Raw genomic sequence first — 26,815 nt, forward strand, 5'->3', positions numbered from 1 at the left:
TAGGATTAACTATGTTCGCAACACTAAAAAAATACGTCCAGGGTTTTAGGAATTCAATCGATGGCTATTTGGTGGATGAAGAGGTATCGTCTTCCCAAAATACCTTAAATGTTGGCGATCACCAATACCCTCTTTTTTGCAAGGAACTTCCTTATCAGTATTATGACGAGGAATCGCATTTATTTATTAATCGCTGGAATACAGGCTTATTGTATCGCATCACCCCGTTAACCGGTGCGAATGAAAAAATTGCAGAGCAGTTGGATTCGATTTTAAGAACCAAGGTTTCTGATGAATTTACCTTACAGCTCATCTTAGTCAAACACAATCAAGTGGGGCATGAGCTGGATGCTTTTTCAAACCAGTTCATGACTCCAGATTTTGAACAGTTAAGTGTGATGGGCAAAAGCCTTCGTTCGTTTTATGGTGAGGCCGCAGTTCATGGATTTAAAACCAATACCAATGTTAATCCCAGAATGACACAAACTGAGTGTTATGTCGTAGTCGATAAAATCAATGGAAAAAATGAGGAAGACGTTAAAGCCTGCTTTGCTCAATTTCGTATTGCCTTTGAAGCCTCGTTGATGTCGGCCAAAATTGGCTTTAGAACCTGTAATGCTGAAGATTTATTACGCTTACTTCATTTTTACCTGGCTCATGAACCCGACACTATTTACCCCAAGTCCTCCTCTTATGATCCAAAACAATTAATTAAATATCAGGTGGTTGGTCGTGATTTTGATGTAGAGGTAGCCAAAGAAGGCCTGCTTTTTAGTGGGGTTAATAATCAAGGAAAAGCTTTTGAAACCGTTGCCTCAGTGATGACCATTGATGGTTTACCGAGTGAGTACCATCTTTGGGACAACATTAATAACAGTGCCAATATTTTTCATCCAGAACAAAGTATTCCCTGTAATCACATTATTTCTGTTACCTATCTGGTTGACGAGCAAAATAAAGCGCAGGGACGTGCGAATCGCAAGACTAGTGACTTGGATAAAAAAGCGAAGGGCGATTATGCGTTGCATGTTGCCGGTACAGAAAAAAAAGCGCGTGAATGGCGTCATTTTCGTGATGATTTGGCTTCAGGAAAGACGCGTTCTTGTAAGATGCTGTATAACGTCGTGCTATTTTCCAGACGTTCCGAATATGCCCGCGATGTGGAAGCAGCTCGTACCTGTTTTTCTTATAACGGTATTAAGCTTGCGCTAAGCCGTAGGATGCAATCTCCCTATTTTCTAGCAACATTGCCTTTTTTATTTACGAATCATCTCCAAAAAGGATTTCAGCTACCCACGATGATGTGGCCTATTTCCTCATGGAATGCGACTCAATACATGCCTATTCTTTCGGATTGGTCGGGTACGGGATCGGGCATTTTATTGCCAACACTACGCAACCAATTTTCTTGTATTGATCCATTCTCAGGTAAGTTGGGCACGAATTACAACATTTCTGTGACCGGCACATCAGGCGGGGGAAAGAGTTTTTTTATTCAAATGCTGATGCTCAACGTGCTGTTCAACGGTGGGGATCTCTTTATTGTCGATGTCGGGGGAAGTTATAAGAAGTTATGCCACACCTTAGGCGGTGTGTATCTGGAATACTCCAATTTGGCAATGAATCCCTTTACTCATGTCACGAATATTGGCAAAGAAATACAGCATATTCTTTCTTTGTTTCAATTATTATCGTGCGCTAAGGATGGAGCCAGTGATGATGACCGAGGAACGTTACGAGAGGCAATATTGCAGGCGTTTTTTGAACATCAGCAAGCCACATTAATTGATCATGTGCAGGCTAAGCTTCTGGAGTTGCATCAGAACGACCGAGAAAAATACCCTACAGGGAAAATTCTGGCGAAAAATCTTGATCCCTATTGCACTCATTCAGAGCATGGCACGGTCTTTAATGCGCCTTCTAAGTTAGCGCCTGATGCACGCATTATTGTCGTGGATTTAAAAGAAATTGAGGACGATGAACACATTCGTGCACCGGTTTTACTGTCTATTTTGTCTCAGTTTCAAGGCCGTATGTTTAACTCCGATCGCAGCCGTCAAAAAATGTGCATCATTGATGAAGCCTGGTCCTTATTCTCTGGCGATCAAATTGCAGTGAATTTCATTAACCGAGGGTTTCGTACAGGGCGGCGGCATAATGCTTCTTTTGTGACGATCACGCAAGGTATCGATGATTATTACGCTTTTCCTGAAGCACGTGCCGCTTGGGAAAACTCTGCAATCAAACTCATTTTTCTTCAAGATGGAGATTCCCTTGTCAAGCACCAACACGAGCATAACACGTTTTCTGATTTTGAATTTAAATTACTTTCTTCCTTCCCTAAAGCGAAGGACGCTGGATTCTCACAAGTTCTGATTCGTGCAGACGGTATTTCCTCGTTTCATCGGCTCTTTGTTGATCCGTTTACACGGGTCCTATTGTCTTCTGATGGACGCGATTATCAAGCGGTAATGAATTACATAGCACTTGGGCGATCGTACATTCATGCCGCCATGCTGGTAGCCAACAAACACTATGGCCTATCCAAAAACGTGTTAGTGGAAGGAGGGCTTGCTGATGCTGCGTCATTATAAAACCCAACTCTTGATTCTAGCGGGTTTAGTCTTGTCTGGCATGGTGTTATGGAGCATGCACAAGCCCGCACCGCTGGCTGTGGTGGATATGCAGCGGTTACTGAATCAGCCTGCTGTTTTATTGAGTCAAAGTAAGTTATCAGAACAAGAACAAAAGAAGGTGTTAAAGCAGTACTCTTCGTTATTGCCTCAGACCTTGTCTCAGTATGGGGCTTCTCATCATGTGACCTTAATCACAGCAACAGTGATTTCCAGTGGACGCTTCGATGTGACGGATGAGGTGATTGCAGCAACCTTGGAAAAGCTGGGTGCACTATGAAAAAAGTGGCGAGCTTGATTGCAGCACTCTTAATGAACGGAGCTCCGGTATATGCCAAAAACTTAGGCAATTACGGCCAGCTTTTTCCTGTTATTGAGCAGGACATCCGCCAGGTCATCATGGCGAAGCTGCATCGCCTAGAGCAAACAGGTGCGTTGAAAGAGCATCAACAGCGCATGGTAGCGCGAGTGGAGGAGCATGTGAGAAGACCTAAGCCTCTTCATTTACCCACGACGACGACCCCTAAAACCCATGAATTAGATCCAAGTATCGTCGTGAATCAAACGCTTTATACCCATGATGGGACGATGATTGCGAAGAAAGGGACGCATCTTAATCCTTTTGAACGCGTGTCGTTTTCTAAAACGCTGTTTTTTTTCAATGCCGATGATCCGAAGCAACTCGCCTGGGCCAAAGCGCATTATAAGCATTTTGACCAGGTGAAATTTATTTTAACCGGAGGGGATGTTAAGGAGGCCTCCGAGGTTTTGGGTTCGGTTTATTTTGATTTAGAAGGGCGCTTGAGTCGTTATTTTCACTTAAAGCATGTGCCTTCCGTAGTCAGCCAAAAAGGATTGGTTTGGCGTATTCAAGAAATTGGTCAACACGAGTTACGCAAATAGGAGTAGGTACTATGAATAAAAAAACGTTGATTACCCGATTCATGGTGCTGTTTTTATTGAGTTCGCTGAACTTCGTCTATGCGTCTCAGTGCAAAGGACACTTTGTTAATCCAATTACCGATGTCTGCTGGAATTGTTTGTTTCCACTCACCATTGGCAGCAGTGATGTGGTTAAAAGCAGTTATCCTGATACAAACAATCCAGGCAATCCTTTATGTTTATGCCCCACACCCATTGGCGAGCGCTTAGGCGTCACTATTGGTTATTGGGAGCCTGCTGCTTTGGTTGATGTGACGCCCAAGCCCTGGTGCATGGTCAATTTAGGTGTGCAGCTGAATGTTACAAAAAAAGGGTTAGGCGGCTCCCAGATGCCAGAGGTGGATGGGCGCGGTGCATTCTATTACGTTCATTGGTACAAATACCCTCTGGTGTATTGGCTGCAGGTGTTAACGTCCTTAGGGTGTATGGAAACGGAAGATTTTGACATCCTATATCCATCAGAGTTAGACCCTACCTGGAATGACTCCGAACTGGCCTTTGTTCTAAATCCTGAAGCTGTTTTATTTACCTCGCCTCCTGCACGAGCTTCTTGTGCCTTTGATGCGAGTAAAGCACTTGCAGGCACTGCCGTGAACAGTCTTTTTTGGTGCCAGGGTGCACAAGGTTCTACGTATCCATTAACGGGGTTTGTGGCACATCAAGCAAGTCCTATAAGTACCGCAGCCTTACTTGCAGAACGCGTTGATTTTAAGTTGCATCGACCACCGACACCTGCGATTCGCGATTCGATAGGCCAAGATTGGCCTGCTGTATGTCATACCTATGCATCGAGCATTATGCCCAAAGACCGTTATCGCTATCAGTTGGTGAATACCTTGCCTGAAGCGCATCGTTGCCATCCGTTTGGACAATCCGTCATTGGATGGGAAGCAGGACACACCTATCCAGGTGATGGCGACAATTTTGGGTTTTTAATTTGGAAGAAAAGGAACTGTTGTTTTCTTTAAATGATGGGGATGAATTATGAATGCATTCGGAATTTTTTTAAGTAGCCTGTTTTTAGCCACCGCAAGTCATGCCAATGTAAATGATTTTCTTAATGAGGCATCGGCAACGGGTAAGGCGGCGCACGATTCAGTAAGCCAGGACACGTTGGCTCATTGGAATGCGACATCCAATCAATCCTATGCACAAAATAAGACCTTGATTGATCAGATTATTGAACAGACACGGCAAGGAGCCCCTATTGCCCAAAAAGGCCAAACCGTTGATGGAGCCGTATTATTTGTGTCTTTTTCCATGCCAGAACCCTTGTTGTTTTCACTGAGCGATGAGGCGGCTTCTTATAAAATTCCGGTTGTGATTAATGGTCTGATTGAGGGGGATTTTAAAAAAACCATAACAGCGTTTTCCAAGCTTCATGCTAAGGCCAAAGAGTCCAAATGGGCGTTTAATGGAGTATCGATTGATCCTCTATGGTTTGAACAATTTCATATCACTGCGGTGCCTGCACTTGTTGTGAGCAAAAGGCCGAGCTCCTGTGGACAGCAACTTATTTGTCCCGAACAGACTTATGATGTGGTGTATGGCAATGCATCTATAAAAAACAGTTTACAACTCATAGCCCTTAAAGGGGATAGTGCAAACGAGGTGGCGCAAGCTCTTTTGGAGAACACTCATGTTTAAGTGGGGTGTTTTTATGGCATTACTTTCTATGGGCTGTTTTGCGAATCAAACAGGAACCGATTTTAACGGCTTTAAAAATTATGCTAAATCGTTAAACGCCCAACCTAAAGATGCCATGCACGGATTTGATCCCCAAGCGCTTTTTGAGAAGTACTCAGAGCACCCTGCGCAAGAAGGATACTATCAAGGGATTCAAAAGGAGCAAACAGATTTATCAAGCCAGGCCAATGCGGCGATTAAAAATGATCCTGGTGCCCAAACGGTCATTGATCATTTTGGAACAAACAAATTTGAACTGAATCTTGCCAATTCCGTATTGGCTCAATCTCAATTGATTCAGGATGAAAGTTATGCGATTACGCACGGACAATCCAATAATCGCGTTCAATGCTCGAATCAAAAGCCTACCTGCACGATGAAGACACATGAAGAACAATGCTTCAGCTCTCGTTTATTGCCCGATCAAACCTGCACCAAGTACCTTAAGGTCCTGGTGGACTCCGAAAAAGTGGTGCAACGCGCTGATTTTTCGTTTTATGTTGCTAAAAAATGGACCGGAGTGATTACTGTAAATTTGGTGACTGGCGCAATCACTAATGCTGTGGGTGGCTCTGTTCCTTATCCCATTCGGATGAAACATTCGTGTGATGGAATGAGTGCCACCATTCATTCGATACGAAATAATGGGGCGAATGCGTATTGGGTTCAGGTGATTGGTACTCCAACATGCGCTAATAATGGGTTGTTGACCTTTTATATTAATAAAGGATGGGGACGAATTTATCCCATTCAAGTTGCTTTGACGGTCACAGCACACTCCAAACCCTACATCAGCCAAGAATATTGGGACAATCATTGCATGAGCTTTGAAAATAAGGGGTCGCTGTGTCGAATCAAAAAAGAACAATGCACGGATACTCAGTCACCTAAAGTAATTGATGGTCTTCCTGTATCCCGTGCGTGTTGGGCGCGTGTGCTGACGTACTCTTGTTCTAGCGCGGCTGCTGATGAATGCATCACACAGAAAAATAAAGGGTGTTTTCAAACGGCCTCTGAGTGTGCGCGTTTTGATAGGCAGACTTGTGCCCTGTATAAGCAAACGTACAGTTGTCAAGAAAATGTGTGTGAAGCACCTATCGAATGCATTAAAGACTTATTTTGTGCCGATGGTGACTGTACAGAGCATTCCCAAACCCAAAATACTGATTTTGGGCAAAGTGTTTCTTCTTTAGCGGTTGTGGGGGAAGCGGGGCATGAATTAAGTCAACAACCCAATGCGTCTCTTTTTGGCGGACAAGCCGTGCAATGCAAAATATGGCCCTTGGATCTTATTGATTGTTGTCATGATAAAGGATGGGGAAAAGACATTGATTTGCTTCATTGTCGTGATGAAGACAAAGCGCTGGGTCGCGCCAAATTAAATTATGTAGCTCATTATCTGGGCGAGTATTGTAGTGAAAAAGTGGCTGGGGTTTGTTTAGAACACAAACGCTCTTACTGCGTATTTCCAAGCAAAATGGCCCGAATTATTCAGGAAGCTCGTCTTACACAAGTTAATGGTCATGGTTTGGGTGATGCAGAGCATCCAACCTGTGCAGGAATGAGCATTGCTGAACTGCAGAAGATGGATTTAAGTCGTGTTGATTTTGTGACACCCATCTATCCTTTTGGCCACGGGACACCCAATAAAGCGGCAGGGATTGCAGGCGATCTAAAGATTAAGTCTCAAGATCCTCAACAATCCATTGATGAAGTTTTGAGAAGAATGCAAAAAAAGGCAGGTGAATTATGAGTCGCCTGTTGATTCTGATGGTATGGGGACTGTTCGTGACATCGCTTCATGCGGACATTGTGCAGGAGCATGCAAAAGGCTTTCATTGGTATAGCGTTGAAGAGGCGCCCAAACCGATTAAAAAAACACTGCAGCCACGACCTGCTCCTGTGGTGAAATCCCCGTATGAGCGTTTAATGGATAAGCGCAAGGAAACTCTGAATAAATTGGCAGAGGCTCTGATTGCGCCATCATTTAATGCAACGCACGAGTATATGAAAGCGCAAATGGATTATTCAAAAAATAATCAGCAATTTGTACGCTATTGGCAACAAGTTTTATTGGTCCACCCTGAGCTGGATAGCACGCTTAATTTTCCAACCGATAACTCAGCGATTGCGGTACGCAATGATGCACAAAAAGTATTAATCAACAAAGTCATTCATGAAAGCAGTGCACGTTATGGCTTTATCTTATTTTATCGGGGCACGAGCTCCATTTCACAAAAAATGGTCATGCATTTACTGCCCTTTATTAAAGAATATGGCTTTTCCATGATTTCAGTCAGTACGGATGGCCAACTCATTGATGGGCTTCCTAATCCTAAATCAATTCCCCTGGAAACGGTTCAAAAACAAGTAGCACTTGAAGCGAAGTACATGCCTGCTCTTTATTTCGTGGATTTAAACAGTCAAAAAATGTCGCCAGTGTCTTATGGGTTTTTATCTTTAGAAGAGCTCAAGCAGCGCATTTTTGATGTGATGACGCAGTTTAAACGGTTTAGTTATGAAGGAGTGAATGAATGAAAAAAAGGTTCTTTTTAATCGTACTATTCCTTCTTAGTACGCACTCTTTTGCAAATGTGGCATTGGATGAATTAACCCAACTACTAAATAAAAAACAAGAGCAACAGGAAATGGCGCGCACCAAGAATAAAAGAATCAGTGCGTTGTCGGAACACCATTACTTTATTTTTATATACCGTTCCACCTGCCCTCATTGTCATCAATTTGCGCCCATACTTCGTGATTTTGCATCCAGTTTTCATATCCCTGTAGAGGCTTACAGTTTGGATGGCGAGTCTTTAGATGGATTTGATTCAGCCAATTTAACGCCTGAGTTGTTTCAAACCTTATATGTGTCTGGCGAATACAAGCCTGTAGTGCCTGCCCTGTATCTTGTGAATCGTCCTACGAATCAAGCGTATGCCGTGTTGTTTGGTGAGGCAGAGCCTGTACAACTTGCAAACCGCGTGGATGAACTCATGACGCATTTGGAGGAAAAATTTCATGATGAATAGATTCACAACTTTGCGAGATGACTATGTTTAAAAAAACCGTTGCAGCCTTATTGTTATTAGGGACCAGTCAGCTCTTTGCAAATGCAGAATCCGATTTATCCCATTTTTTTAATAATTTGGGGTTTGATGCCAATGTGACGGGATCGCATGCTTATCAAACACAAGCGGCGGGTTATGCTGCTCTTGGTTCTGTATATGCTCGTAATCAAGTACGTACCATCCGCCTTGCGCATGTGGATGTACCTGGAATGCGCTCTGGTTGTGGTGGCATTGATCTCTTCGCAGGCGGTTTTTCCTTCATCAAGTCGGATCAGATTGTGAAGTTCATGCAAAATATTTTATCAGGAGGAGCAGGCTACGCATTAAACCTGGCTTTAGAAACAGAATTGCCTGAAATTGCACATGCGATGCAGTTTATGCAGAAACTGGCGAATGAAATTAATGGCACCAATTTTAATTCCTGTGAAATGGGTGAAAATTTAAGTGCTGCTGTGTGGCCGCGAAATAGGGCTGCACAACAGCGTCTTTGCGAAGATTTGGGTCGTCACAAAGGAACCTTTACGGATTGGGCCATGGCACGTCAGAAATGTTCCACAGGCGGTGAAGCGGATTCCATATTGGCTGAGGCTAAAAATAATCCTGAATACAAAGACAGGGTGCTAATCAATACCAATATTGTTTGGGATTCCTTACAAATTAATCAGTTTATTGCACAAGATCCCAAATTAGCGGAAGTATACATGTCCATTTCAGGAACCATTGTCTTTAACGCGAAAGGGGCGTTAATGACTTACCCTTCGCTTGCAACCAATCAAGATTTTATTAAAGCCTTATTGTATGGAGGAAAGTTACCCAGTTACCACTGTACTGATACAGGGCCACAGTCGCATTGCTTATCTATTGATACCGCAAGCACGCAAGAAATCAGTGCCAAAAAAGCCTTAGTGGCTCAAGTCCAGGAATTACTGCAGGGGATTTATGACAACATTAAAATGGGCAAAGAGTTATCCGATAAGCAAAAGGGGCTGATTGAGTTAACACAACCTGCAGTTTTTAATCTTATTTCCGCCAATGCGCAACAAAACACCGGTATTCAAGGCAGTTATGAATTGGCTCAAAGTGTGGCAACTGATTTATTGGCACAATACCTTTCCAATTCCCTCGATATTATTCGCGCTTCGCTCTCAGGGCGTGAACTAGGCGCTCACAATGAAGAGCGTTTATACAAAAATCTGCAACTAGCACAACAGTTTGTGGCGCGGTTTAGCACGGAGAGCCGTGAGCGGTTTAATGCAGCGTTACAGACGAATGAATTAATCCGCAACAACGTCAAACAAGCATTAAGTGCTTTAACACCCACCTTAAGAACAGCCTATTATGGAGACGCGCAATGAGTCTTTTAACCATTTATACGCCACAAAATGGTGAGTATCTCAAAACAGTACTGGATGCCATGGTGACGCTGCTTGGCACCTCAACTTACAAATCGGCTCAAGACATCGTGAGTATTCTTGCTGTAGGGGTGGTCGGGTTTCAATACGTCAGTGGTAAAAGGATTCAAGCCATTAGTCGTTATGTTTTGTGTACGTTTGTGTTTTTGTTTTGTATTTTAGGCATCAAAACCCCAGTTGCCATTATTGATATGCAAACGGCGGATTCAGCAGGGCCTGAACTCACCGTAGATAATGTGCCATTAGGCGTGGGGCTACCTGCAGCACTTATTAGTGGCATTGGGTATGGAATTACTCAAGTATTTAGTGACGTGTTTCATATGCCGCAAGATTTAGATTACACACGAACTGGCATGTTGTTTGGTTCACGTACCTTCTTAGCGTCCACCAGTTCTAACTTGTCTTTGTCACCTGAACTCTCTCGTGATTTGTCCACTTACATCAGGCAATGCATTTTTTCAGCCAAACTTTTGGGGAGTCAGCAAATTTCACCCAATGAAATGAAGCACAGCTCGGATTTAATTCGCCTGTATTTTGAGCATCCCTCTCCTATTTATCGTGTCTTATTTCATGATGGCACTAATTTGAGCTGCATTGAGGCTGCAGCACGTTTAAAACCAGAATTGAATACGGGAATAGAAAAACAACTTGTTCATTTATCGAATATTATGACCAAGGGTGATAAAGAGAAGTTTAGTGATGGTTTGGCGGCTGCTCATTCCTATTTTATGAACGTGTCCAAAGATGCGGCCAATGTGCTTACGCAAAATATTTTAATTAATGCCACCCGTGAATCAGCCCTTGATGCCTTTGCTTTTGCTGGCGCGGATGCGGAGCTGATGAATTATACCAACAGTTCCAGTCTGCAAAAAATGCACGTGGCTGAAGCGAACAGCTTTTGGCTTGCAGGTTATCGGCTTCCTTATTATATGACTGTCTTTTGGATGTTGACTCTGTGTATTTTTCCTTTAGTGATGTTGTTAGCGCTGGTGCCTGGCATGCATGGGGTATACATGATCTACATGCAAACCCAAGTGTTTTTATGGTCTTGGCCTCCGATGTTTATCATTATTCATTTTTTTGTGTCGTTAGCGTCCTCTACCACACTGACTTTATTTGGTTCTAAAAATGGCGGGGTTACTTTTTCAACAATTGATTCCATCGCCAGTATTCAAAGTAGCTTTGCGTATACGGCAGGGGGCTTGGCCATTAGTGTTCCAGTGATTGCCCTTTTTATTGCCAAAGGCTTACCTAATTTATTAAGTGCTGCGTCTCAACATCTAGGAGGAATGGCGCAATCTTTATCCACAGGAGAGGCTCAATCGGCCACGCAAGGAAATATTTCCATGGCGTCTTACAGTGGTTGGAACATGAACTACAACAACACGCATGCGAATAAATGGGATACTAATTATCAGCATATGGAAGGACGAGCTACTGTTCAAGCGGATAATGGTGCGTTGCTCTCGCAAGGATTGGATGGGTCACGCGTGATTAACGCACAGTCTGCAATGAGTCAGATGGCAACGCGATTACACGCATCCGACAGAATCAGCGCTTCATTGCAAGACAGTGCAAGCCTTTCGTTCCAGAATGCACAATCGCACCGAACCAGTGCGGATTCTCATTATCAACAAGCCTTGAGTGGGCTCTCTCAATTTAATGAAAGCGATGCAAGTGAGGTACGCGAAGGAACGGGTATTAATAGAACGCTCAGTAATGCGCTGAATCAAGATATTCGTCAAATGCAAGACGCGGTTAACCAATACAATCAACATCATGACAAATCAGGGCAAGTGTCATGGGATGCGGCCGTGTCTGCCAAAATAGATACACATAAAGGAGTATTGGGATCAATTGCTCACTGGACTACAGGACTTTCTGGAGAAGCGAGTACCAGTCTAAAAACAGGTCTATCAGCTTCTAACTCCGTTCAAGCCTTTTTTAACTCCAGTGAGGGCCAATCGTTTTCTAATGCGCTAAGCCACATGGAGTCTACAGCCAAGACGCACCACTTGGATGCAAATGATTCGTTTAACTTATCGAAATCCGAACAAATCGCAGCCAACCTATCTCAAGGACATGCTTTATCAGATATGGCCTCAGCAGAATACAGTAAGGGCGAACATTATCAGCACATGGCCAACCGTGTGAAAGAGCACTCTGATGGTATGGATAGAGTATTGGATCAAGCGTTTCACGATTGGGTGGCGCAGCACCATGGGGTTCAGGCAGAAAAGGCACTAATGGGGGCAGACGCTTCGAGCTTGAGTGTGCAACAAAAATTGGCCGATCAGTTTATGAGTTCTTCCCAAGGACAATCGGCAGTAAAAGAGCAAGTAAACCGCATGAGCCTCTCATCATCTGATAAGGCTAAAAGCCAATTTGAAGCGCAGCGTGCTTCGATGACAGCACACCAAAAAGCACTAATCAACCAAGCCCATCAGGACGATGCATTGGGTGTTTTAAATCAATCGCAAAAACGCCACATGAGCCAGGTGCAAGACAACACCATTGGGCAAGCTCATGATTTGCGTTTGGATAATCGAGAGGATTTATCTCAAGCCTATCAAAACCAAGAGGGAGCTACGCAAAAATCAATACAAGCAGCTCAATCTGATTTAGCGCATCGATACACCAAACAAAAGCAAGACTATCTGGACAATGAACGTTACTACAAGGAGGAGCACCATGATTAATCAGGAACAATTTCAAGAGGCCTTAACACAGGATTTAAATTCATTAAGCAAATTTAAGATAAAAACATTAAGTGCAACAGACGTGTATATTCCTTATCTGAAAATGGTGGGTATTATTTATTTTATTTTATGCGGTTTGAGTGTTGGGGTTATAAAGCTCTTTGTAATCCTTGGTTTTCATCTGAACAGAACTTCCTTCATAAGCATTATGAACGAGGCAATTCTTTATAATTTAATTCCACTCTTTTTTCTTATGTTGGGCTTAAGCCAGGCATTTATTTTATGGAGTGCCATTAAATCTGAATTGAAATCCGCACCCTATATTCAAGCATTGATGAAGTACTACCTTAAATGCTACTGCATTCTTTATACCATATTAATTTTCATTTTCATTGTTTTCTTTCAACTTGATGATCTGGAAATGATTTTTCCGTTTACTTCGGTGACAAGCCTGGTTTTATTCATGTTCTTTTTTAATATGGAAAATCAACGTTTTGGGCAAGGCGTTCTTATTAAACAACTTGAAAAACTATTTTCACATGCTAAAGCATTCAAGGATTCGGATTAAACGCCATGAAACAAAATCTCTTACAATTTATCAGTGGTGGTCAAATTTTTGATTATAAAACCAAAATGATGGTTCAGGTTAGTAATCGTATTTTTTACTGGGCCGTCCTTGGTTTTATCGTGCTTTTTTCGTTGATTATGGTGTTTTATGCCTGGACTGAATTAAAACTGGTAGTACTTAACTACATTTCAGGCTTCTTGGTTAAAGTTCATTATGGTGAGTATGTGCTATGGACCAATTTGAATGGGAGTAAAATTACAGCGCTTTTTTATCAAAAAAGTCCTCTTATTCAAGCATCCGTGCAGCAGGCTTTGGATGCTCTTTGGAGAAAAGCGCAAGTTTCTTTATTTTTTGGTGGAGCGGTGTATTTGTTGATTACCCTGTTGTTTTCCCGTTTCTTTATTAAGTTAGGTGAAAAATACACCAAAGATCAATTTGTTTCCGGTACGCGCTTAGCGTCTTCGCCTAAAGAAACCATCAAATCGGTCAACGAATCACAACGTGGCGCTTCAGAAATTAAACTTTTGAATCGCCTTCCTATGCCTAAGTATTCTGAAAAACAAGGGATGTTGTTTCATGGCACAACAGGTGCAGGAAAAACGCAAGCCATGATGATGCTGTTGGAGCAAATTAGGGCGCTGGGCGAGCCGGCAATCATTTATGATAAAGAATGTACCATCAAACCGTATTTCTTTGATGAGCGCATTGATGTGGAGCTCAATCCCATTTCAGAATTATGTGCCAATTGGAAAATGTGGCGAGAATGTGCCAATCCGTTGGAGTTTGGCTCCTTTGCCACGTATTTAATTCCTAAATCAGTTCAAGGCAGCGATCCGTTTTGGGTTGACTCAGCAAGAACCATTTTCACCTCGATGGCGTGGAAAATCAGGGATTATGCAGAAAAAGATCCAGTGTTTTTTCTGCAGTTATTACTCACCACCTCACTGGAGGAAATCAGGAACATTCTCAAAGGTACGGAATCTGAAAATCTGGTGAGTAAGGAAATTGAAAAAACGGCCATTTCCATTAAATCAGTGTTGGCAACCTATACCAAGGCGCTGCGCTTTCTTGAAGGGCTTGATAAATCGGGTAAAGAAGACTTTTCGATTAAAGAATGGATTGAAAATACAACCGATCCTAAAAAATACAATAAAGGGTGGTTATTTATTACCTCACGCTCCAAATACCATAAAGAGATAAAGCCTTTAATTTCTCTGTGGTTAGGACTCGCTATGCAAGGGGTGCAATCCTTGGTGGCTAATAATAAGGGGCGTATATGGCTTGTCATGGATGAATTAGCAAGCCTGCATCGTTTAGAAACCATTTCAGACACTCTGGCTGATATCCGTAAATTTGGAGGGTGTGTTGCCATTGGCATTCAATCCATTGCGCAATTAGATTTTATCTATGGAACTCATGAGGCCGGAGCCATTGCGGATCTACTCAATACATCCATTTATTTTAGGAGTCCAAAATCGAAAGTGGCTAAGTGGGTTTCCGAGGATTTAGGCCCACAAGTGATTAATGAGATGAAAGAAAGTCAGTCTTATGGTCCTGATTCGGTTCGTGATGGTAATACGGTGGGCTCGCAACGCACTAAAAGAAATACGGTTGAAGAGGGCGATATTATGACTCTTGATGACATGGAGTGTTATGTCCGTTTGGTAGGAAATCATCCCATCACTCGTTTGAAAAACAAATACATTGAGCGTAAAGAAATTTGCGTACCGCTTATTGAGCGATCCATCAATTTTGATGCGTTGGAAAAAGTAAATCATCGCGCGTTAATGGTTCAAAATAATCCTCAAAGAAATGACGACGTTAAAAAAATCCATCAATTTGAAACATTGGCGCATGAGGTATCGGATAAGGATTTAGTACCTCCCGAATCACCTTATGCGGAACCCAAAGATCACGTTACAGCCAACAAAAACGACACCGATGCTATTGAGCTGCGTGAGGCCTCCATTGTTATAAAAGAAATTTTTTAAGTCATCCAGGGAGGTATTATGTTGACCTTAAATAAAATAAGTGCGGCTAAAGACGCGCTGCATTATTACACCAATCAAGATAATTATTATTTAAGCGATCGAGATTCGCTCAACAGTCTGTCCCGATGGATCGGGCGCGGTGCGCAGAAGTTACAATTGTCCGGTGAAATTGAGTCTTCGCAATTTTTGCAATTATTGGATGGACAATTACCCAGCGGGCAACTGCTGGGTATTATCGATAAGGGAGTACGTCAACATCGTCCTGGAACCGATGTGACTTTATCAGCGCCTAAGTCCGTATCCATTTTAGCCCTGGTGGGGCAAGACGCGCGCTTGCTTCAAGCCCATCAAGAAGCCGTGAACATTACCTTTGGTCGGATTGAGCAGCTGGCAGCAGAAGCACGCATTACATTTAATGGCGAAACCACTTTTGAAAAAACCCGTAATTTAGTAGCAGCCATGTTTGTCCATACAACCTCTCGTGAATTAGATCCCGATTTGCACACGCATGTACCCATACTCAATATGACTGAGCGTTCGGATGGATTATGGCGTTCTTTATCGTCACGAGCAAAAAATGATAAAGAACATCTAGATCATGGTTTTCGTGAATTAATTTATTCCAACCAGCATTATTTGGGATTGGTGTACATGTCCTCTTTAGCTAAAAAAGTTAAGGAGCTGGGCTACGATATTCGCATTAAAGACAGGTACGGTAATTTTGAGATTGTAGGTATTAGTGATGAGGCTATTACTGCTACATCCAAAAGGCGCGTGCAGATTCTTGATGATATGAAGGAACGCGGTACAAGCAGTGCCAAGGCTGCCGAGAAATCTAATTTATCGACGCGCAACCCAAAAACTGAAATAGACAGTCAAGCGCTGCATCAACAGTGGGTAGACGAAATTAAGGAGCTTGGTATTGATTTAGGCACGATTATTCAGGATTCCAAATTAAATAGCGGACGAGGAGCGGTTAAAAGCACTCACACCACACCTTTAAGCCCTGATGCGCAAAAAGCAGTGGGTGATGCACTGGCTCATTTGTCCGAATATTCTACTCAAATCCAGCATGGGGCTTTGGTGCGCCAGGCTATGACTTTTTCAGCAGGTCTTGTTGGCCATGAGGACATTGAACGGGAAATTGGATCTCTTTTGGAGGCAAGGGCACTCCAGGGAAAACCCTTGGAATATTATACAACGGCGCATCTTCTTGCACGCGAGAAGGACTTTATTGCAAAAACTACCAACGAGTTAAAAGTAAGCTTTTCGATTTCAGTACCAAATCACGGGCTCTCTTCCCAGGTATTTAAAAATAACGAGCGCATTCAAATCATTGATGTAGCCGGTTTTCGGTGCGAGAAAGAGCTGATTCAAGACATGGTGCATCTTGCAGAAGCGCATTTTCTCAATTCTTATGTACTTCATCCTGGTAGCCTAAAAACGCAGCAACTTCGAGCAGACATCAAACATTTGGATACAGGATTTATTTCCAGGATTAAAAATTTGTTTAAAGACGATATTGTGCATACGGTGTCTGGATTTCAATATCATTATGGGAAGCACATCAAATCATCACCGTTTACGAAAAAAAAGCAAGATTTAGTGATTGTTCATGATGCACAAAAACTTTCTTTTGATGATTTATCCGCGTTAAGCGACATCACTCAAGCACACAGAAGCAAACTCATTTTATTGAATAACTCGGCAGGAACATTGGGTTTTAGTGCAGGAAATCCGATTAAGCTATTAAAAGAGCAGGGCATTCATTCGTATAAATCGTTAACAGCCCCTATCAAAGGAGCGCTTAAGCTCTCGATTGGGAAACAAGCAAATGAATCCATGAGTTCTGCTTGGCTTCAATTAACGCCAGAACAACAGCAAAAAAGTGCACTGGTTGCCTTGAATAACAAACAAAAGGAGACTTTGACGAGCCAGATACGAGAAGGGCTGGTGCAGCAGGGGCAGTTATCAAGATTAATGAAAAAGGTAACTGTTTTGGCAACAGTCTCATTGACACAAACGGAAAAAGGACACGCTCAGTCTTATAGAGTGGGCGATAAAATCACATTTTATAATGAAGGTCGAATACCGCAGCACTATAAGGTGTGTGACCTTGGTGCCAATGGGCTGCATTTAAAAAATGCCCAAGGCAAGACAAGTCTGTTTGCTTATGACACTAAAGAAGACTTTAGTGTATCACGAGAAAAAATACTGGAAGTCGCTGTTGGTGAGCGGTTAATCAATGAACAGTCCTTATGTCATCAACGAGTCAAATATGCGCCTAAGAGTTCGTTTGTTGTGTCAAAAATTACTGAAGAGGGCATTTATGTCCGCCATGAGTCCAACACCTTATTTTTGACCAATAAAGCGTTGTCCGAACATCATTTTGATTATGATTATTGTAAAAAACCGCAAGAGATAAAACCAGACACCACTCAAGTGTTTATAGCGGCAAGACCGTACCAGCTCAATCGTAATCTCATCGGAGAAATCGGTGAACACGCGCAGCATGTGATTCTGTTTACTGATGATGGGCAAAAAGCACAGCGCTTTTTAGAGAGTGTGCAATTGAAATGGACTGCCTATGATGTGCAACAAAAAAAGCCCGATTTAGTCTACCGTGATATGGCCTATGCCAATAAGGCACTGGAACGAGAACTTAACTCGTTAATTCATCACCTGGATCTAAAATCAGAAGACAAAGAACACATTGCGGCCACAGCGCTCACGTATGCGCTTGCTAAATGCACGGAACGTAATGCAGCCTTTAAACACAGTGATTTAATGACCCATGCTTTAATGCATGCATTAGGAACGGCAGATTTTGAAGACATTGCTCCATTACTGAAAGGGCGAATAGCAGATTCCTTAGTTTATTTGGATACCTATTGGACGACCAAAGAGTCGTTAAACATTGAAGAGGCGATACTGCAGTCTAATTACAAAGAGCAAAATACGGTAAAGCCCATTGAGCTGTCTTCACAAAAGCTTTTGTTATTACCTGAAACCTTAACGCAAGGGCAAAAAGATGCCATCACGTTAGTGGTGAGCACATCCGACCGGTTTGTATCCATTCAAGGGCTTGCGGGTGTTGGTAAGACCACAATGATGCGTCATGTGAAGGACATTGCTGAGATCAATCAGTTTCAAGTAATAGGACTTGCACCGACGCATAAAGCCGTAGATGAACTCAATGCGAATGGCATCCAGGCGCAGACCATCGATAGTTTTTTGCGCAATGACGGTGGGTTGGGCTTAAGTCATTTAGTCATTGTGGATGAAAGCTCCATGATTGATAATGAGAAGTACCATGCCTTACAACAAAAGTGCATTGACACCCAATCGCGAATGGTGTTTACAGGGGATATTACTCAGTTGCAATCCCTGGCTTCAGGGATTCCTCATGAACTCACCATCAAAAGCCAATCGCAAAAAACAGCATTTATGACGGAGATTGTGCGCCAGAATCCGAATCCTGAATTAAAAAAAGCAGCTGAATTTGCATCACGTAGAGAAATTGGGAAGGCTTTTGAACTCATAAAAAACATTAATCCCGAAGAGTACGTGCAGCGAAAGACACCGGTACAGGGGTTGAATCATTCATCACTGATTGAAATTAATTGTACTGATGAGGAAGGAAAAAAGGACTACAAATCCATTTATCGTGCCATTGCTGACGATTTTCTCAGCCGAACCCCTGAGTGTCAAAAAAATACGCTAATAGTTGCTCATGCTCATGAGGACAGAACACCCATTGAAGTGTTAATACGTGAAGGGTTGCACCAACAACATCAATTACACAGTCAAGATGTACTGTGTAAGCGCTTATTTCCAATCAGCCTGGATCAAGCGGACCAAGTAAAAGCGCATTCTTTTGAACCAGGTGATGTCATTCGGTTTGGTAAAAACTATTCAGTGGCTAAAAAGGACGAGTATTTCACTATCAAAGCCATTGATAGTGAATCAAATAAATTGTTCTGTGTTGATGAGTCGCAGGTTGCGTTTACAATCAGTGCTTCTATTTTACCCAAAACAATGCCTTCCTTTTATAAATTGCACGAACGGCCTTTAGCCTCAGGGGATCGGATTCGATTAAAACGAAATGATGACGCTCGCGGCATTATTGCCAATGAAGAATATACGGTCACACAGGTTTTTGGTGAAACAATAGGCTTAAGCAACAGTAAAAATCAGGTCACGCTGAATTTAAAAAAACAATCAGATCTTCATTGGGATTATTCCTATACGAATACGGCTTATTCCAGTCAGGGTGCTACATCCAAGTTCATGATTGCCTTGGAATTGGAGGACCGTCTTGTTGTAACCACCCATAGATCTCATGAAATTGATGCAACTCGTGCCAGCCATCAAGCAACATTTTATACCGATAATTTCGAGGGGTTAGTCAAAAGACTTGAAGATCCCCTGAAACAACGCGATGCGGATAAAACCTCTGCTGTATTTACCGAAGAGGATTATCGTTTTAAACAACAGAAACAGCAAAGAATCAGCACGCAGTTAATGAATCGAGCTCAGGAGCACATTCTGGAAGAACCTAAGGAACAGGTAAAAGATTCTCCACTCATAAAAAAATATGAGTCTGCTCAAAAGCCGTCCATTAATGCGGAAGAACTGTATAATGGATTATTGAACGTATCTGATTCTTTAGTTAAAAGCCTTTTAGGAGAGCCGAATCATCGATTATCAACCCAATCCGAATATCGATATGGAGCCAAAGGAAGCTTGAAAATTGATCTTGATTCAGGTCTTTGGCACCATTTTGAGACAGGGGAGTCGGGTAATTTATTTCATCTTATTGAACGTGAGAAGGGTTTATCCGGTTTTAAAGAAACTCTGGAGCATGCAGCGCAATACATCCATTACATTCCTGAATACGAGCGTAAAGCACCGCAAAAATTGAATGAGAAAAAAGAGAGGGAAGTCAAAGAAGGGAAACGTCAACTGGCCCAAAAGTTATTTCAACAATCACAGCCTATTCAAGGCACCATCGCTGAAAAATACTTAATCATTCATCGTGGGTTAGCGCATTATGATCATGCTGATCTTCGCTTTTGTCGTTCGGTATACACCAAGACCCAAGATGGGCAAAAGCATGTTCCTGCACTATTGGCTTTTAGTAAAGATGAACAGGGTAACATACACCATGTTCAGATCACTAAATTAGAACCTCATTCTGCTAATAAGGATAAGTCTTGTGAATCTGTGAAACAAACGTTTGGCTCAATCAGTAATTATTTTGTCAATTTAAATCACCATGGTAAAGGCGACATCGCTTATTTTACAGAAGGGATTGAGACAGGATTAAGTATACTTCAGGTCGATGAACATGCGCGTGTGTATGCTGTATTGGGGAAAGCAAATTTTTCAAATATTGATCCAAAAAATAGTCCCAAACAGGTAATTATTTGCCTGGATAATGATGGAAAAGAAACCTATAAATACGCAAAGAACGAACAAACTAATACGATTATAAAAGCAGCTCAGAGATTGCATGATTCTGGTATCCACGTATCCATTATAATTCCTAAAAAAGAAAATACCGATTTAAATGATGTTCTTGTTAAAGAAGGAAAGGACGAGCTAAAAAAGCAATTAAACCGGTGTCTGAGCTTAGAGGAATTTAAAAAACAATGTGCTTTAGAAAATAAGGAATCGGAGCTAATAAAAATAAATCAGGATAGACAAATTCAGTCTTTGATAAAACAAGAACGCAAACTTAATGCACAAAGCGATAATCAGTTTATAAGACTCAATCAAGGATTAATTAATGAAATTAAAGACCGTGTTTACAACAAAGATTTTGTAGAAAATACTCGTACTTTTAATAAATCACAGTCTAATCGAGAAATGGAGCGCGAGCTTTAAAAATTTTTAAATGAATAGCCTGACCTGAACCATACATGTACTGAATTTTTTTTCATTAGGACATTTCTGTGCAACTTATTCATGCTTAACAGTTTAATATGCTAAAAATCGGAGTGTGACAATCATTGAAACGAAAAGACCCACAAAAAGTTATGTTTTCGTCCCAAAGGTGACAATTTAGCATGATTAAGATGATTAATAAAATTACACAGCTTTCGCTGTAAAAAAATAGTAAAAAAATTATTTATAAGATTGTTGAATATTTTTTATGTATAAAATATGTACAGTATTTCCATTTAGGCAGAGAAGGCGTGGTCAAAGCAAAATCTGCAGGAAAACATAAGGGAGTAACTCTGTTGTTAAAGATTTACAAAAAGAATTGACACGTCTTATCATAGAGCTGGCTAAGCACTAGCATTAGTGAGGCTACTGCATAAAATTTTAAAAAACAAAGAAACCCTCGAGAGTTATACGATAAATACCATAGCTCAATACCAAATAACAAAACCAATTTGGATGATAAACATCCTCCATTATAAGGCCTCAATAGATGAATTATAGCCAAGAGATCCCATCAACATTAAGCCATTTTATATGGCGCTATTTACAGATTAAAAAGAATAAGCGTCTTATGATTGGTATACTCGCGATGATTACAATTTTTGCATTAGAAGGATCCATCTCTCCCTATTTATTAGGGAAAATGGTTTCTATTGTGAGTAATTATAATTCAAGTAAACAGTTTTTATCGCTTATTATCTGGCCTGCCATATTTTATGCAATCATGCCAATGATAACTAACATTGCTGTTAGATTAAAAGAGTATTTTGAGGCGTGTTTATACCCTTCAATGAAATCGGACATTAAAAAAGATATGTTTGAGTACTTATTAGGTCATTCCTATGAATTTTTTGAAAGTAATTTCTCTGGTACATTAACAAAAAAAATAATAGACATTTCTGAAAGCATTGAGGAGTTACTTAAAATCGCCTCAGGCTGGATCTATAACTCTGTTCTTGGAATTTTAATTGCTGTGCTAACTCTGTATGTATTTGTGGGTAGTATTTATGCATTAATTCTCTTTACATGGGCAATCCTATTTGTAGGTATCTCATTTATTACTGCGGATACTACGCAGACCTCCTCAGCAGAACTAGCAAGTGCCAAAACAAAATTAAGCGGTTACCTTTCTGATTCTATTAGCAATATTTCTAGCACAATATTATTTTCAGGTAGTACCAAAGAATCTAAAACGATTCAAAAGGCGGTAACTGAAGTAGCAAAATCTGAGAAAAAAATACAATGCCAAACGATTAAAGTGTTTTTTTACCAGGGCTGTTTAGTAACTGCATTAACGTCAGCATTTGTGTGTGCCCTAATTTATGGCGCTCAAAAACATTCTATTCATGCAGGTGATTTTGCTCTAGTACTTAGTATCGCACTCTCATGTTTGATGATGATATTCGGATTAGGACAGCAAATTTTGAAAGTACATCAACTTATAGGTGCATGCAATGATGCATTAAGCTTCATTAAAATTCCGCATGCCATTATTGATAAACCTAACGTCCCTCCATTACAGGTTTCAAAAGGTGAAATTATTTTTGATAACATAAACTTCTCATACCCTAATTCTGCACTCCTTTTTAATCAACTTAATCTATCTATTGCAGCAGGAGAAAAAATTGGGCTTGTAGGTAAGTCAGGCAGTGGTAAATCAACACTTTTGAAATTATTACTGCGTCTTGTAGAACCATCTTCAGGAAATATCGTTATTGATAAACAAATGATAAGCGAAGTTCAGTTCAAATCTCTTCGTTCACAAATAACAATTATTCCTCAGGAAACGCAATTATTTCATCGAAGTATTTTTGATAATATACACTTTGCTAACGATACTGCAACCAAAGATGAAGTGATTAGTGCAGCAAAAAAAGCAAATTGCCATGAGTTTATTATGAACTTGCCAGAACAATATAACACACTCGTTGGTGAGCGTGGTTTAAAACTTTCGGGTGGACAAAAACAACGCATTTCTATTGCTAGGGCATTCCTTAGAAATACGAAAATTCTAATTCTTGATGAGGCAACCTCTTCATTAGACACTGAAACTGAACAAGCCATACAAAAATCATTGCATGAAGTAATGCAAGATAAAACAACTTTGATTATTTCACATCGACTTTCAACCTTAAAAGAAGTGGATACTGTTGTAGTACTTGACAATGGGAATATCATTGAGCATGGTAGCCTGGAACAGTTAACAAAAAAACCGGGCGGTGTTTTTTCAACTCTTTGGAAAACTCAAGTGGGAGGATTTATATTTGCAGAATAAAGTGATGTTAGTTTGCCTCGCTGCTCATGGTAGCAAGGAATCACTTTCTTGGTAGGTAATTGGATCCCATTACTGAGATCCTGTTACCTGCCTTTTAATAAATTTGGAATCATACGTTCAATCAGGGCTAATGCAGTTTCTGCATCATAAGCACCAATTTTAGACAAATCTTTGTTGTATACACTGTATAAAATTTCAGTAATAATTTGTATGGAGCGAACACTATTTTCGAGTAATAATTGGGTTGATTCATCTGTCTTTTTTTCTAAAGATTGCAGATAAATACGTGCTCCAAATGATAGCATTTCTGCTGCAGTTATATTTAATTCGGTGTTATTTGTTTTTGCTATTTTATTCAACGAATGAAGAGTATCTGCACCAACATCAATAGTTATTTCCATAACGATTCACCTTCTTCTATAGGTATTGTTTTAAGTCCAATTCCGTTCATTTTAAACCGAACTTCTTTATAAGAATTATTCTGAAATCCTGAGAAATTATCGTTTAAATATTTGATGGTTTTTTGTTTTATTTCCTTCAAGGAATCGTCATTAATATTGGATGAAATAACTAAGCTTTGATAATGATTGTGATACATCAAATGGGGTATGGATGCATGAATTTGTTCAATCATTTTTCTTATATCTTGCAATGGATTTTCACTTTTTTTATGTGGTGAAATTTCATTATGCAGGCAAAATTCTAAAAGAAATTTTAATGCTTTTGCTGGCGAAATATCTGATGAGCCTCGTTTTTGTAAATCAAATTGATGTGCAATTTTATTTAAGTACTCCCGCTCATATTCTGAAATACGTAAGGTAATGACGTCATTTTCTTTCATAGAGGGGCTCATTTATTGAATCAATACAAGTATACAATAGTATTATTTATGTATACAACTGTATTTTTAAGTTGATATCCATTGATTTTACAAGGGGTCTATGTATACAATTGTATACATAGGGATTTTACTTTAAATTACTCGTTTTTAAAGAGTTGTTTAGTTATTTGTATATAAATCATATGGTTATGCGCAAATTCTTTAAAGCAATCACATTGCGTGGTGTGTGTAGAATCAGAAAAATACAACTAGGCACAATCCTTGTGAAGTACTACTATTAGTATAGTTAGAATAATGGACTATGGAATAAATAAAGAGCGCATGCCTTTGCGCGTTTGTGAAGGAATAAATTAGCTATCTAAATAGGATAAAAAAATGAAACTATTTTTTCAAAAGGATGTGATAGTTGATCGTATAAAAAAATTAATACAATTACTCATCCGAATTAAAGATTTTGTATTAGAACCACCACCAGGTTATCTTGAATATCAAAAAGCCATTGCATCAAAAGATGAACACTTTAATTATATGGAAAATGAATATTTTAAACGACATATTTTACCTTATATGCTTAAAGGCCATGGCATAAAGCAGGGCGATCATTCTTCTATTAATATTAACCAACAGCAATTATTAAATAATCATTCACAGGATACGTTTAGAGTAAATCCGGTTACTGGCTTGCCCATGATTGGTTCGTATGATGCGGGGGGAAATCCATTTGGGTTTAATTACAACAACTCCATGCATCATATTAATCATCATTCCAGTTTTAACAATATGCATTCAAATAACCAATTTAATTCATTTGATTATTGGAATAGATAGTTAATACGCGTTAAGGATGTTGTAACATTAAGCGAGGATATAATGCCTTTAATTACTGAAGATAAAATAAAGCAAACTGAAAAAATAAGAGTTGAAATTGATGCCAATATATATAAGGAAATTCAAGCCTATTCTGAATGGGCAAAACTGAAAGGAACTGATACATTTTTTGAAAAATCAGCTTTGTATATTCTAGCAAAAGATAAAAAATGGAAAGCCTCTGACGAATATTCAATGATTGATTAAATAAAAGTTGTATTGCATTGCAGTTAATACGGTATGTAGTTTATCAAAAAATTAGTATTAATAATTAATGCCGAGGAATAATTTATTTTTATTAAAATTTGCATTGTTATGAATTCAATTGCAATGATTTTTTGTGCTTTAAGTGCTAATAGCAATAGAAAGGCAGCGGTGCAATGGCGATTGTGTACAATCTAATAAGAGGGCGGAGTACATTGTATGATGGATATAAACACTATTCTTTTATTCATTGTCGTGCTTGTATTTCTGCGGTTATTCGATCTCAGTAATTTTGAATCTACTTGTCACCAAGTGATTGATCATTGGCTAACTAGAAAATATGGAATACCTGGATTTGAAAAAAGAGCTTATAAACTTGGATTTCTTGATTTATTTCACGAAGAGTTAACTCTTCGTTCACATCGACCAATAACTCAACGCGAGTGCCATTATGCGTTTCGTGTTGCTCAGTACAGGCATGAGAATAACTATTAAAAGTAAGTGGTGTAATAGTTTACTGATCGGCGTATTAAATGATGGTTCTATTAACAGTATTTGGATTAGAATATGAATATCAAAATAATTTTTAAACACACATTTTATTATTTAATTCCCTTATTCATTCTGTTGACGCTTATTATTTCTTCTTATAATGCGCACTATGAGGATACATCTGAAGTTCCAGAGCTAATCTCGTTGAAGGAATTTAGCCTTATTGCCCAAGAGCAAGGAAATTTTCGGTTATCATTTTTAGATACGTTTTCTATTAACGTTTTTGATTTAATAGTACCAGCACGATTTATACCTAAAAAAGCCAGCTTGGAGCTATTAGATCAGAAAAGGCATGCTCTTGAATTCAATCAAGCTGGTGAGAGTGTTAATCAATGTGTACGGACTTTAAATATCACGTAATGTAAGTACAAACAGCCGTTAAGCTAGTTTTTGGTTAAGCTTAACACAAATACCGCAAATTATGCTGAGCAATTACCGATTAGGGTTTTTGAGCTGTACCCGCATAAACATACAAAAATAGCATCAATTTCTATTTGATTGGCGCTGTTTAAATAGGTTTCAATTAAGTATTCAGATTGTTTGTTCGGATCTTCGTCATCCTCAAAAATGGCCTGAGTAATTTTTTCTATAATATTCATAGAACCGCCCTTTATGTAAAGGCCGTAATTTAAGTTTACGACCTGTTTTAATTCGCTTAATCAATCGCTGCATAAATGTCCGCAGCTTCTTTGTGGTATTCGATGTAATCTCGCAATAAATAGTATTGCTGGATTGTTTTATCCGATTTAGTTTTCCAACACAGTTGATTAAGAACACATAGGGTTGTAATGATTCCAGCGGCATCCGCGCTCACTTCTCCATCATATCCGTTGCCTTCCACATATATGGGGAGTGGCTCGTCCATGTCAGGAGCCAAATAAAAACCACGATTGCTCAATTCGTAAAAATGCCAATAGCCGCCTTCGTAAGAAGAGCACATCACTTTTAATGTATTGTAGATTGCTTGTTCTGCTCTTATCATCATGGTGCCAAAATGTTTAGGCAAAAAAGAAAGGCGTTGCTGATCGCTAACTAGTTTTGAAGTAATGATTGTTGTCATTTTTGATCCTTAATGTTTTCTATTATGTTCCTAAGTGAACAAATACATTATGGCAAACAATGGTG

The 26,815-nt window shown here is 40.0% G+C and carries 22 protein-coding genes; 18 read left to right on the forward strand and 4 right to left on the reverse strand.

What is annotated here, in order from left to right; genetic code table 11:
• Positions 1 to 11: 11 nt before the first annotated feature.
• The 14 genes from traC to DY223_RS17450 all read left to right on the forward strand — a co-directional run bounded on the left by traC (position 12) and on the right by DY223_RS17450 (position 23,226).
• A complete protein-coding gene (traC, locus tag DY223_RS17385; RefSeq protein ID WP_115684385.1) occupies positions 12 to 2,594 on the forward strand; it encodes a type IV secretion system protein TraC in 2,583 nt (860 codons plus the stop codon).
• Positions 2,578 to 2,913: a type-F conjugative transfer system protein TrbI gene (gene trbI / locus DY223_RS17390; protein WP_058460957.1), complete on the forward strand. Its 336-nt coding sequence runs from the start codon at positions 2,578 to 2,580 to the stop codon at positions 2,911 to 2,913. The genes traC and trbI overlap by 17 nt, the downstream gene beginning before the upstream one ends.
• Entirely contained in the window at positions 2,910 to 3,536 is a 627-nt protein-coding gene (gene traW, locus DY223_RS17395; protein WP_058460584.1) for a type-F conjugative transfer system protein TraW, read from the forward strand. Before trbI ends, traW begins: the two co-directional genes overlap by 4 nt.
• 11 nt (positions 3,537 to 3,547) lie before the next feature.
• Positions 3,548 to 4,543 (forward strand): conjugal transfer pilus assembly protein TraU, encoded by a 996-nt coding sequence (gene traU, locus DY223_RS17400; protein ID WP_058460583.1) that lies wholly within the window; start codon positions 3,548 to 3,550, stop codon positions 4,541 to 4,543.
• 16 nt (positions 4,544 to 4,559) lie between these two features.
• Positions 4,560 to 5,222: a type-F conjugative transfer system pilin assembly protein TrbC gene (gene trbC, locus DY223_RS17405; RefSeq protein ID WP_115684386.1), complete on the forward strand. Its 663-nt coding sequence runs from the start codon at positions 4,560 to 4,562 to the stop codon at positions 5,220 to 5,222.
• Positions 5,215 to 7,014 (forward strand): type-F conjugative transfer system mating-pair stabilization protein TraN, encoded by a 1,800-nt coding sequence (gene traN, locus DY223_RS17410; RefSeq protein WP_115684387.1) that lies wholly within the window; start codon positions 5,215 to 5,217, stop codon positions 7,012 to 7,014. Before trbC ends, traN begins: the two co-directional genes overlap by 8 nt.
• Entirely contained in the window at positions 7,011 to 7,799 is a 789-nt protein-coding gene (gene traF / locus DY223_RS17415) for a type-F conjugative transfer system pilin assembly protein TraF (RefSeq protein ID WP_064115162.1), read from the forward strand. Before traN ends, traF begins: the two co-directional genes overlap by 4 nt.
• Positions 7,796 to 8,293 (forward strand): type-F conjugative transfer system pilin assembly thiol-disulfide isomerase TrbB, encoded by a 498-nt coding sequence (gene trbB / locus DY223_RS17420; RefSeq protein ID WP_064115161.1) that lies wholly within the window; start codon positions 7,796 to 7,798, stop codon positions 8,291 to 8,293. The genes traF and trbB overlap by 4 nt, the downstream gene beginning before the upstream one ends.
• A 23-nt stretch (positions 8,294 to 8,316) precedes the next feature.
• Positions 8,317 to 9,687: a conjugal transfer protein TraH gene (locus DY223_RS17425; protein WP_244944216.1), complete on the forward strand. Its 1,371-nt coding sequence runs from the start codon at positions 8,317 to 8,319 to the stop codon at positions 9,685 to 9,687.
• Positions 9,684 to 12,443, forward strand: a complete 2,760-nt coding sequence (locus DY223_RS17430) for a conjugal transfer protein TraG N-terminal domain-containing protein (RefSeq protein ID WP_115684389.1) — start codon at positions 9,684 to 9,686, stop codon at positions 12,441 to 12,443. Before DY223_RS17425 ends, DY223_RS17430 begins: the two co-directional genes overlap by 4 nt.
• Positions 12,436 to 13,011 carry a hypothetical protein gene (locus tag DY223_RS17435; RefSeq protein WP_058460016.1) on the forward strand — a complete coding sequence of 192 codons (576 nt, stop codon included), beginning with the start codon at positions 12,436 to 12,438 and terminating at the stop codon, positions 13,009 to 13,011. The genes DY223_RS17430 and DY223_RS17435 overlap by 8 nt, the downstream gene beginning before the upstream one ends.
• A gap of 5 nt (positions 13,012 to 13,016) precedes the next feature.
• Complete coding sequence (gene traD, locus DY223_RS17440) at positions 13,017 to 15,002, forward strand: type IV conjugative transfer system coupling protein TraD (protein WP_064115150.1); 1,986 nt, start codon at positions 13,017 to 13,019, stop codon at positions 15,000 to 15,002.
• 18 nt (positions 15,003 to 15,020) lie between these two features.
• Positions 15,021 to 20,891 carry a conjugative transfer relaxase/helicase TraI gene (traI, locus tag DY223_RS17445; RefSeq protein WP_115684390.1) on the forward strand — a complete coding sequence of 1,957 codons (5,871 nt, stop codon included), beginning with the start codon at positions 15,021 to 15,023 and terminating at the stop codon, positions 20,889 to 20,891.
• Between the two features lie 550 nt (positions 20,892 to 21,441).
• Positions 21,442 to 23,226, forward strand: coding sequence for an ABC transporter ATP-binding protein (locus DY223_RS17450; protein ID WP_058460614.1), 1,785 nt, complete (start codon positions 21,442 to 21,444; stop codon positions 23,224 to 23,226).
• 83 nt (positions 23,227 to 23,309) lie between these two features.
• Here the strand turns inward: DY223_RS17450 and DY223_RS17455 are convergent, their stop codons facing one another.
• Both DY223_RS17455 and DY223_RS17460 read right to left on the reverse strand, forming a co-directional pair.
• On the reverse strand, positions 23,310 to 23,627 hold the full coding sequence (locus tag DY223_RS17455) for a hypothetical protein (protein WP_115684391.1): 318 nt from the start codon (positions 23,625 to 23,627) through the stop codon (positions 23,310 to 23,312).
• Positions 23,618 to 24,067, reverse strand: coding sequence for a hypothetical protein (locus DY223_RS17460; protein ID WP_058460617.1), 450 nt, complete (start codon positions 24,065 to 24,067; stop codon positions 23,618 to 23,620). The genes DY223_RS17455 and DY223_RS17460 overlap by 10 nt, the downstream gene beginning before the upstream one ends.
• Positions 24,068 to 24,442: 375 nt before the next feature.
• Here DY223_RS17460 and DY223_RS17465 point away from each other — a divergent pair, with 375 nt between their 5' ends.
• The 4 genes from DY223_RS17465 to DY223_RS17480 all read left to right on the forward strand — a co-directional run bounded on the left by DY223_RS17465 (position 24,443) and on the right by DY223_RS17480 (position 26,050).
• Positions 24,443 to 24,895: a hypothetical protein gene (locus DY223_RS17465; protein WP_058460629.1), complete on the forward strand. Its 453-nt coding sequence runs from the start codon at positions 24,443 to 24,445 to the stop codon at positions 24,893 to 24,895.
• Positions 24,896 to 24,937: 42 nt separating this feature from the next.
• The gene (locus DY223_RS17470; protein WP_058460630.1) at positions 24,938 to 25,141 is read left to right on the forward strand and encodes a hypothetical protein; all 204 of its coding nucleotides are present in this window, start codon (positions 24,938 to 24,940) and stop codon (positions 25,139 to 25,141) included.
• 216 nt (positions 25,142 to 25,357) lie between these two features.
• The gene (locus tag DY223_RS17475) at positions 25,358 to 25,633 is read left to right on the forward strand and encodes a hypothetical protein (RefSeq protein WP_058460631.1); all 276 of its coding nucleotides are present in this window, start codon (positions 25,358 to 25,360) and stop codon (positions 25,631 to 25,633) included.
• A 72-nt stretch (positions 25,634 to 25,705) separates the two neighbouring features.
• On the forward strand, positions 25,706 to 26,050 hold the full coding sequence (locus DY223_RS17480) for a hypothetical protein (protein WP_058460632.1): 345 nt from the start codon (positions 25,706 to 25,708) through the stop codon (positions 26,048 to 26,050).
• A 59-nt stretch (positions 26,051 to 26,109) separates the two neighbouring features.
• Here the strand turns inward: DY223_RS17480 and DY223_RS17485 are convergent, their stop codons facing one another.
• Positions 26,110 to 26,289, reverse strand: coding sequence for a hypothetical protein (locus DY223_RS17485; RefSeq protein WP_058460633.1), 180 nt, complete (start codon positions 26,287 to 26,289; stop codon positions 26,110 to 26,112).
• A 56-nt stretch (positions 26,290 to 26,345) separates the two neighbouring features.
• A complete protein-coding gene (locus DY223_RS17490) occupies positions 26,346 to 26,750 on the reverse strand; it encodes an antirestriction protein (RefSeq protein ID WP_058460634.1) in 405 nt (134 codons plus the stop codon).
• Between the last annotated feature and the right edge of the window lie 65 nt (positions 26,751 to 26,815).

Origin of the sequence: Legionella bozemanae, from assembly GCF_900450575.1 — a bacterium.
In the GTDB taxonomy this organism is placed as follows: Bacteria; Pseudomonadota; Gammaproteobacteria; order Legionellales; family Legionellaceae; genus Legionella; species Legionella bozemanae.

Coding starts and splice junctions, on each gene's coding strand:
- traC (WP_115684385.1), top strand. CDS start 12: ATGTTCGCAACACTAAAAAAATACGTCCAGGGTTTTAGGAATTCAATC.
- trbI (WP_058460957.1), top strand. CDS start 2,578: ATGCTGCGTCATTATAAAACCCAACTCTTGATTCTAGCGGGTTTAGTC.
- traW (WP_058460584.1), top strand. CDS start 2,910: ATGAAAAAAGTGGCGAGCTTGATTGCAGCACTCTTAATGAACGGAGCT.
- traU (WP_058460583.1), top strand. CDS start 3,548: ATGAATAAAAAAACGTTGATTACCCGATTCATGGTGCTGTTTTTATTG.
- trbC (WP_115684386.1), top strand. CDS start 4,560: ATGAATGCATTCGGAATTTTTTTAAGTAGCCTGTTTTTAGCCACCGCA.
- traN (WP_115684387.1), top strand. CDS start 5,215: ATGTTTAAGTGGGGTGTTTTTATGGCATTACTTTCTATGGGCTGTTTT.
- traF (WP_064115162.1), top strand. CDS start 7,011: ATGAGTCGCCTGTTGATTCTGATGGTATGGGGACTGTTCGTGACATCG.
- trbB (WP_064115161.1), top strand. CDS start 7,796: ATGAAAAAAAGGTTCTTTTTAATCGTACTATTCCTTCTTAGTACGCAC.
- DY223_RS17425 (WP_244944216.1), top strand. CDS start 8,317: ATGTTTAAAAAAACCGTTGCAGCCTTATTGTTATTAGGGACCAGTCAG.
- DY223_RS17430 (WP_115684389.1), top strand. CDS start 9,684: ATGAGTCTTTTAACCATTTATACGCCACAAAATGGTGAGTATCTCAAA.
- DY223_RS17435 (WP_058460016.1), top strand. CDS start 12,436: ATGATTAATCAGGAACAATTTCAAGAGGCCTTAACACAGGATTTAAAT.
- traD (WP_064115150.1), top strand. CDS start 13,017: ATGAAACAAAATCTCTTACAATTTATCAGTGGTGGTCAAATTTTTGAT.
- traI (WP_115684390.1), top strand. CDS start 15,021: ATGTTGACCTTAAATAAAATAAGTGCGGCTAAAGACGCGCTGCATTAT.
- DY223_RS17450 (WP_058460614.1), top strand. CDS start 21,442: ATGAATTATAGCCAAGAGATCCCATCAACATTAAGCCATTTTATATGG.
- DY223_RS17455 (WP_115684391.1), bottom strand. CDS start 23,627: ATGGAAATAACTATTGATGTTGGTGCAGATACTCTTCATTCGTTGAAT.
- DY223_RS17460 (WP_058460617.1), bottom strand. CDS start 24,067: ATGAAAGAAAATGACGTCATTACCTTACGTATTTCAGAATATGAGCGG.
- DY223_RS17465 (WP_058460629.1), top strand. CDS start 24,443: ATGAAACTATTTTTTCAAAAGGATGTGATAGTTGATCGTATAAAAAAA.
- DY223_RS17470 (WP_058460630.1), top strand. CDS start 24,938: ATGCCTTTAATTACTGAAGATAAAATAAAGCAAACTGAAAAAATAAGA.
- DY223_RS17475 (WP_058460631.1), top strand. CDS start 25,358: ATGATGGATATAAACACTATTCTTTTATTCATTGTCGTGCTTGTATTT.
- DY223_RS17480 (WP_058460632.1), top strand. CDS start 25,706: ATGAATATCAAAATAATTTTTAAACACACATTTTATTATTTAATTCCC.
- DY223_RS17485 (WP_058460633.1), bottom strand. CDS start 26,289: ATGAATATTATAGAAAAAATTACTCAGGCCATTTTTGAGGATGACGAA.
- DY223_RS17490 (WP_058460634.1), bottom strand. CDS start 26,750: ATGACAACAATCATTACTTCAAAACTAGTTAGCGATCAGCAACGCCTT.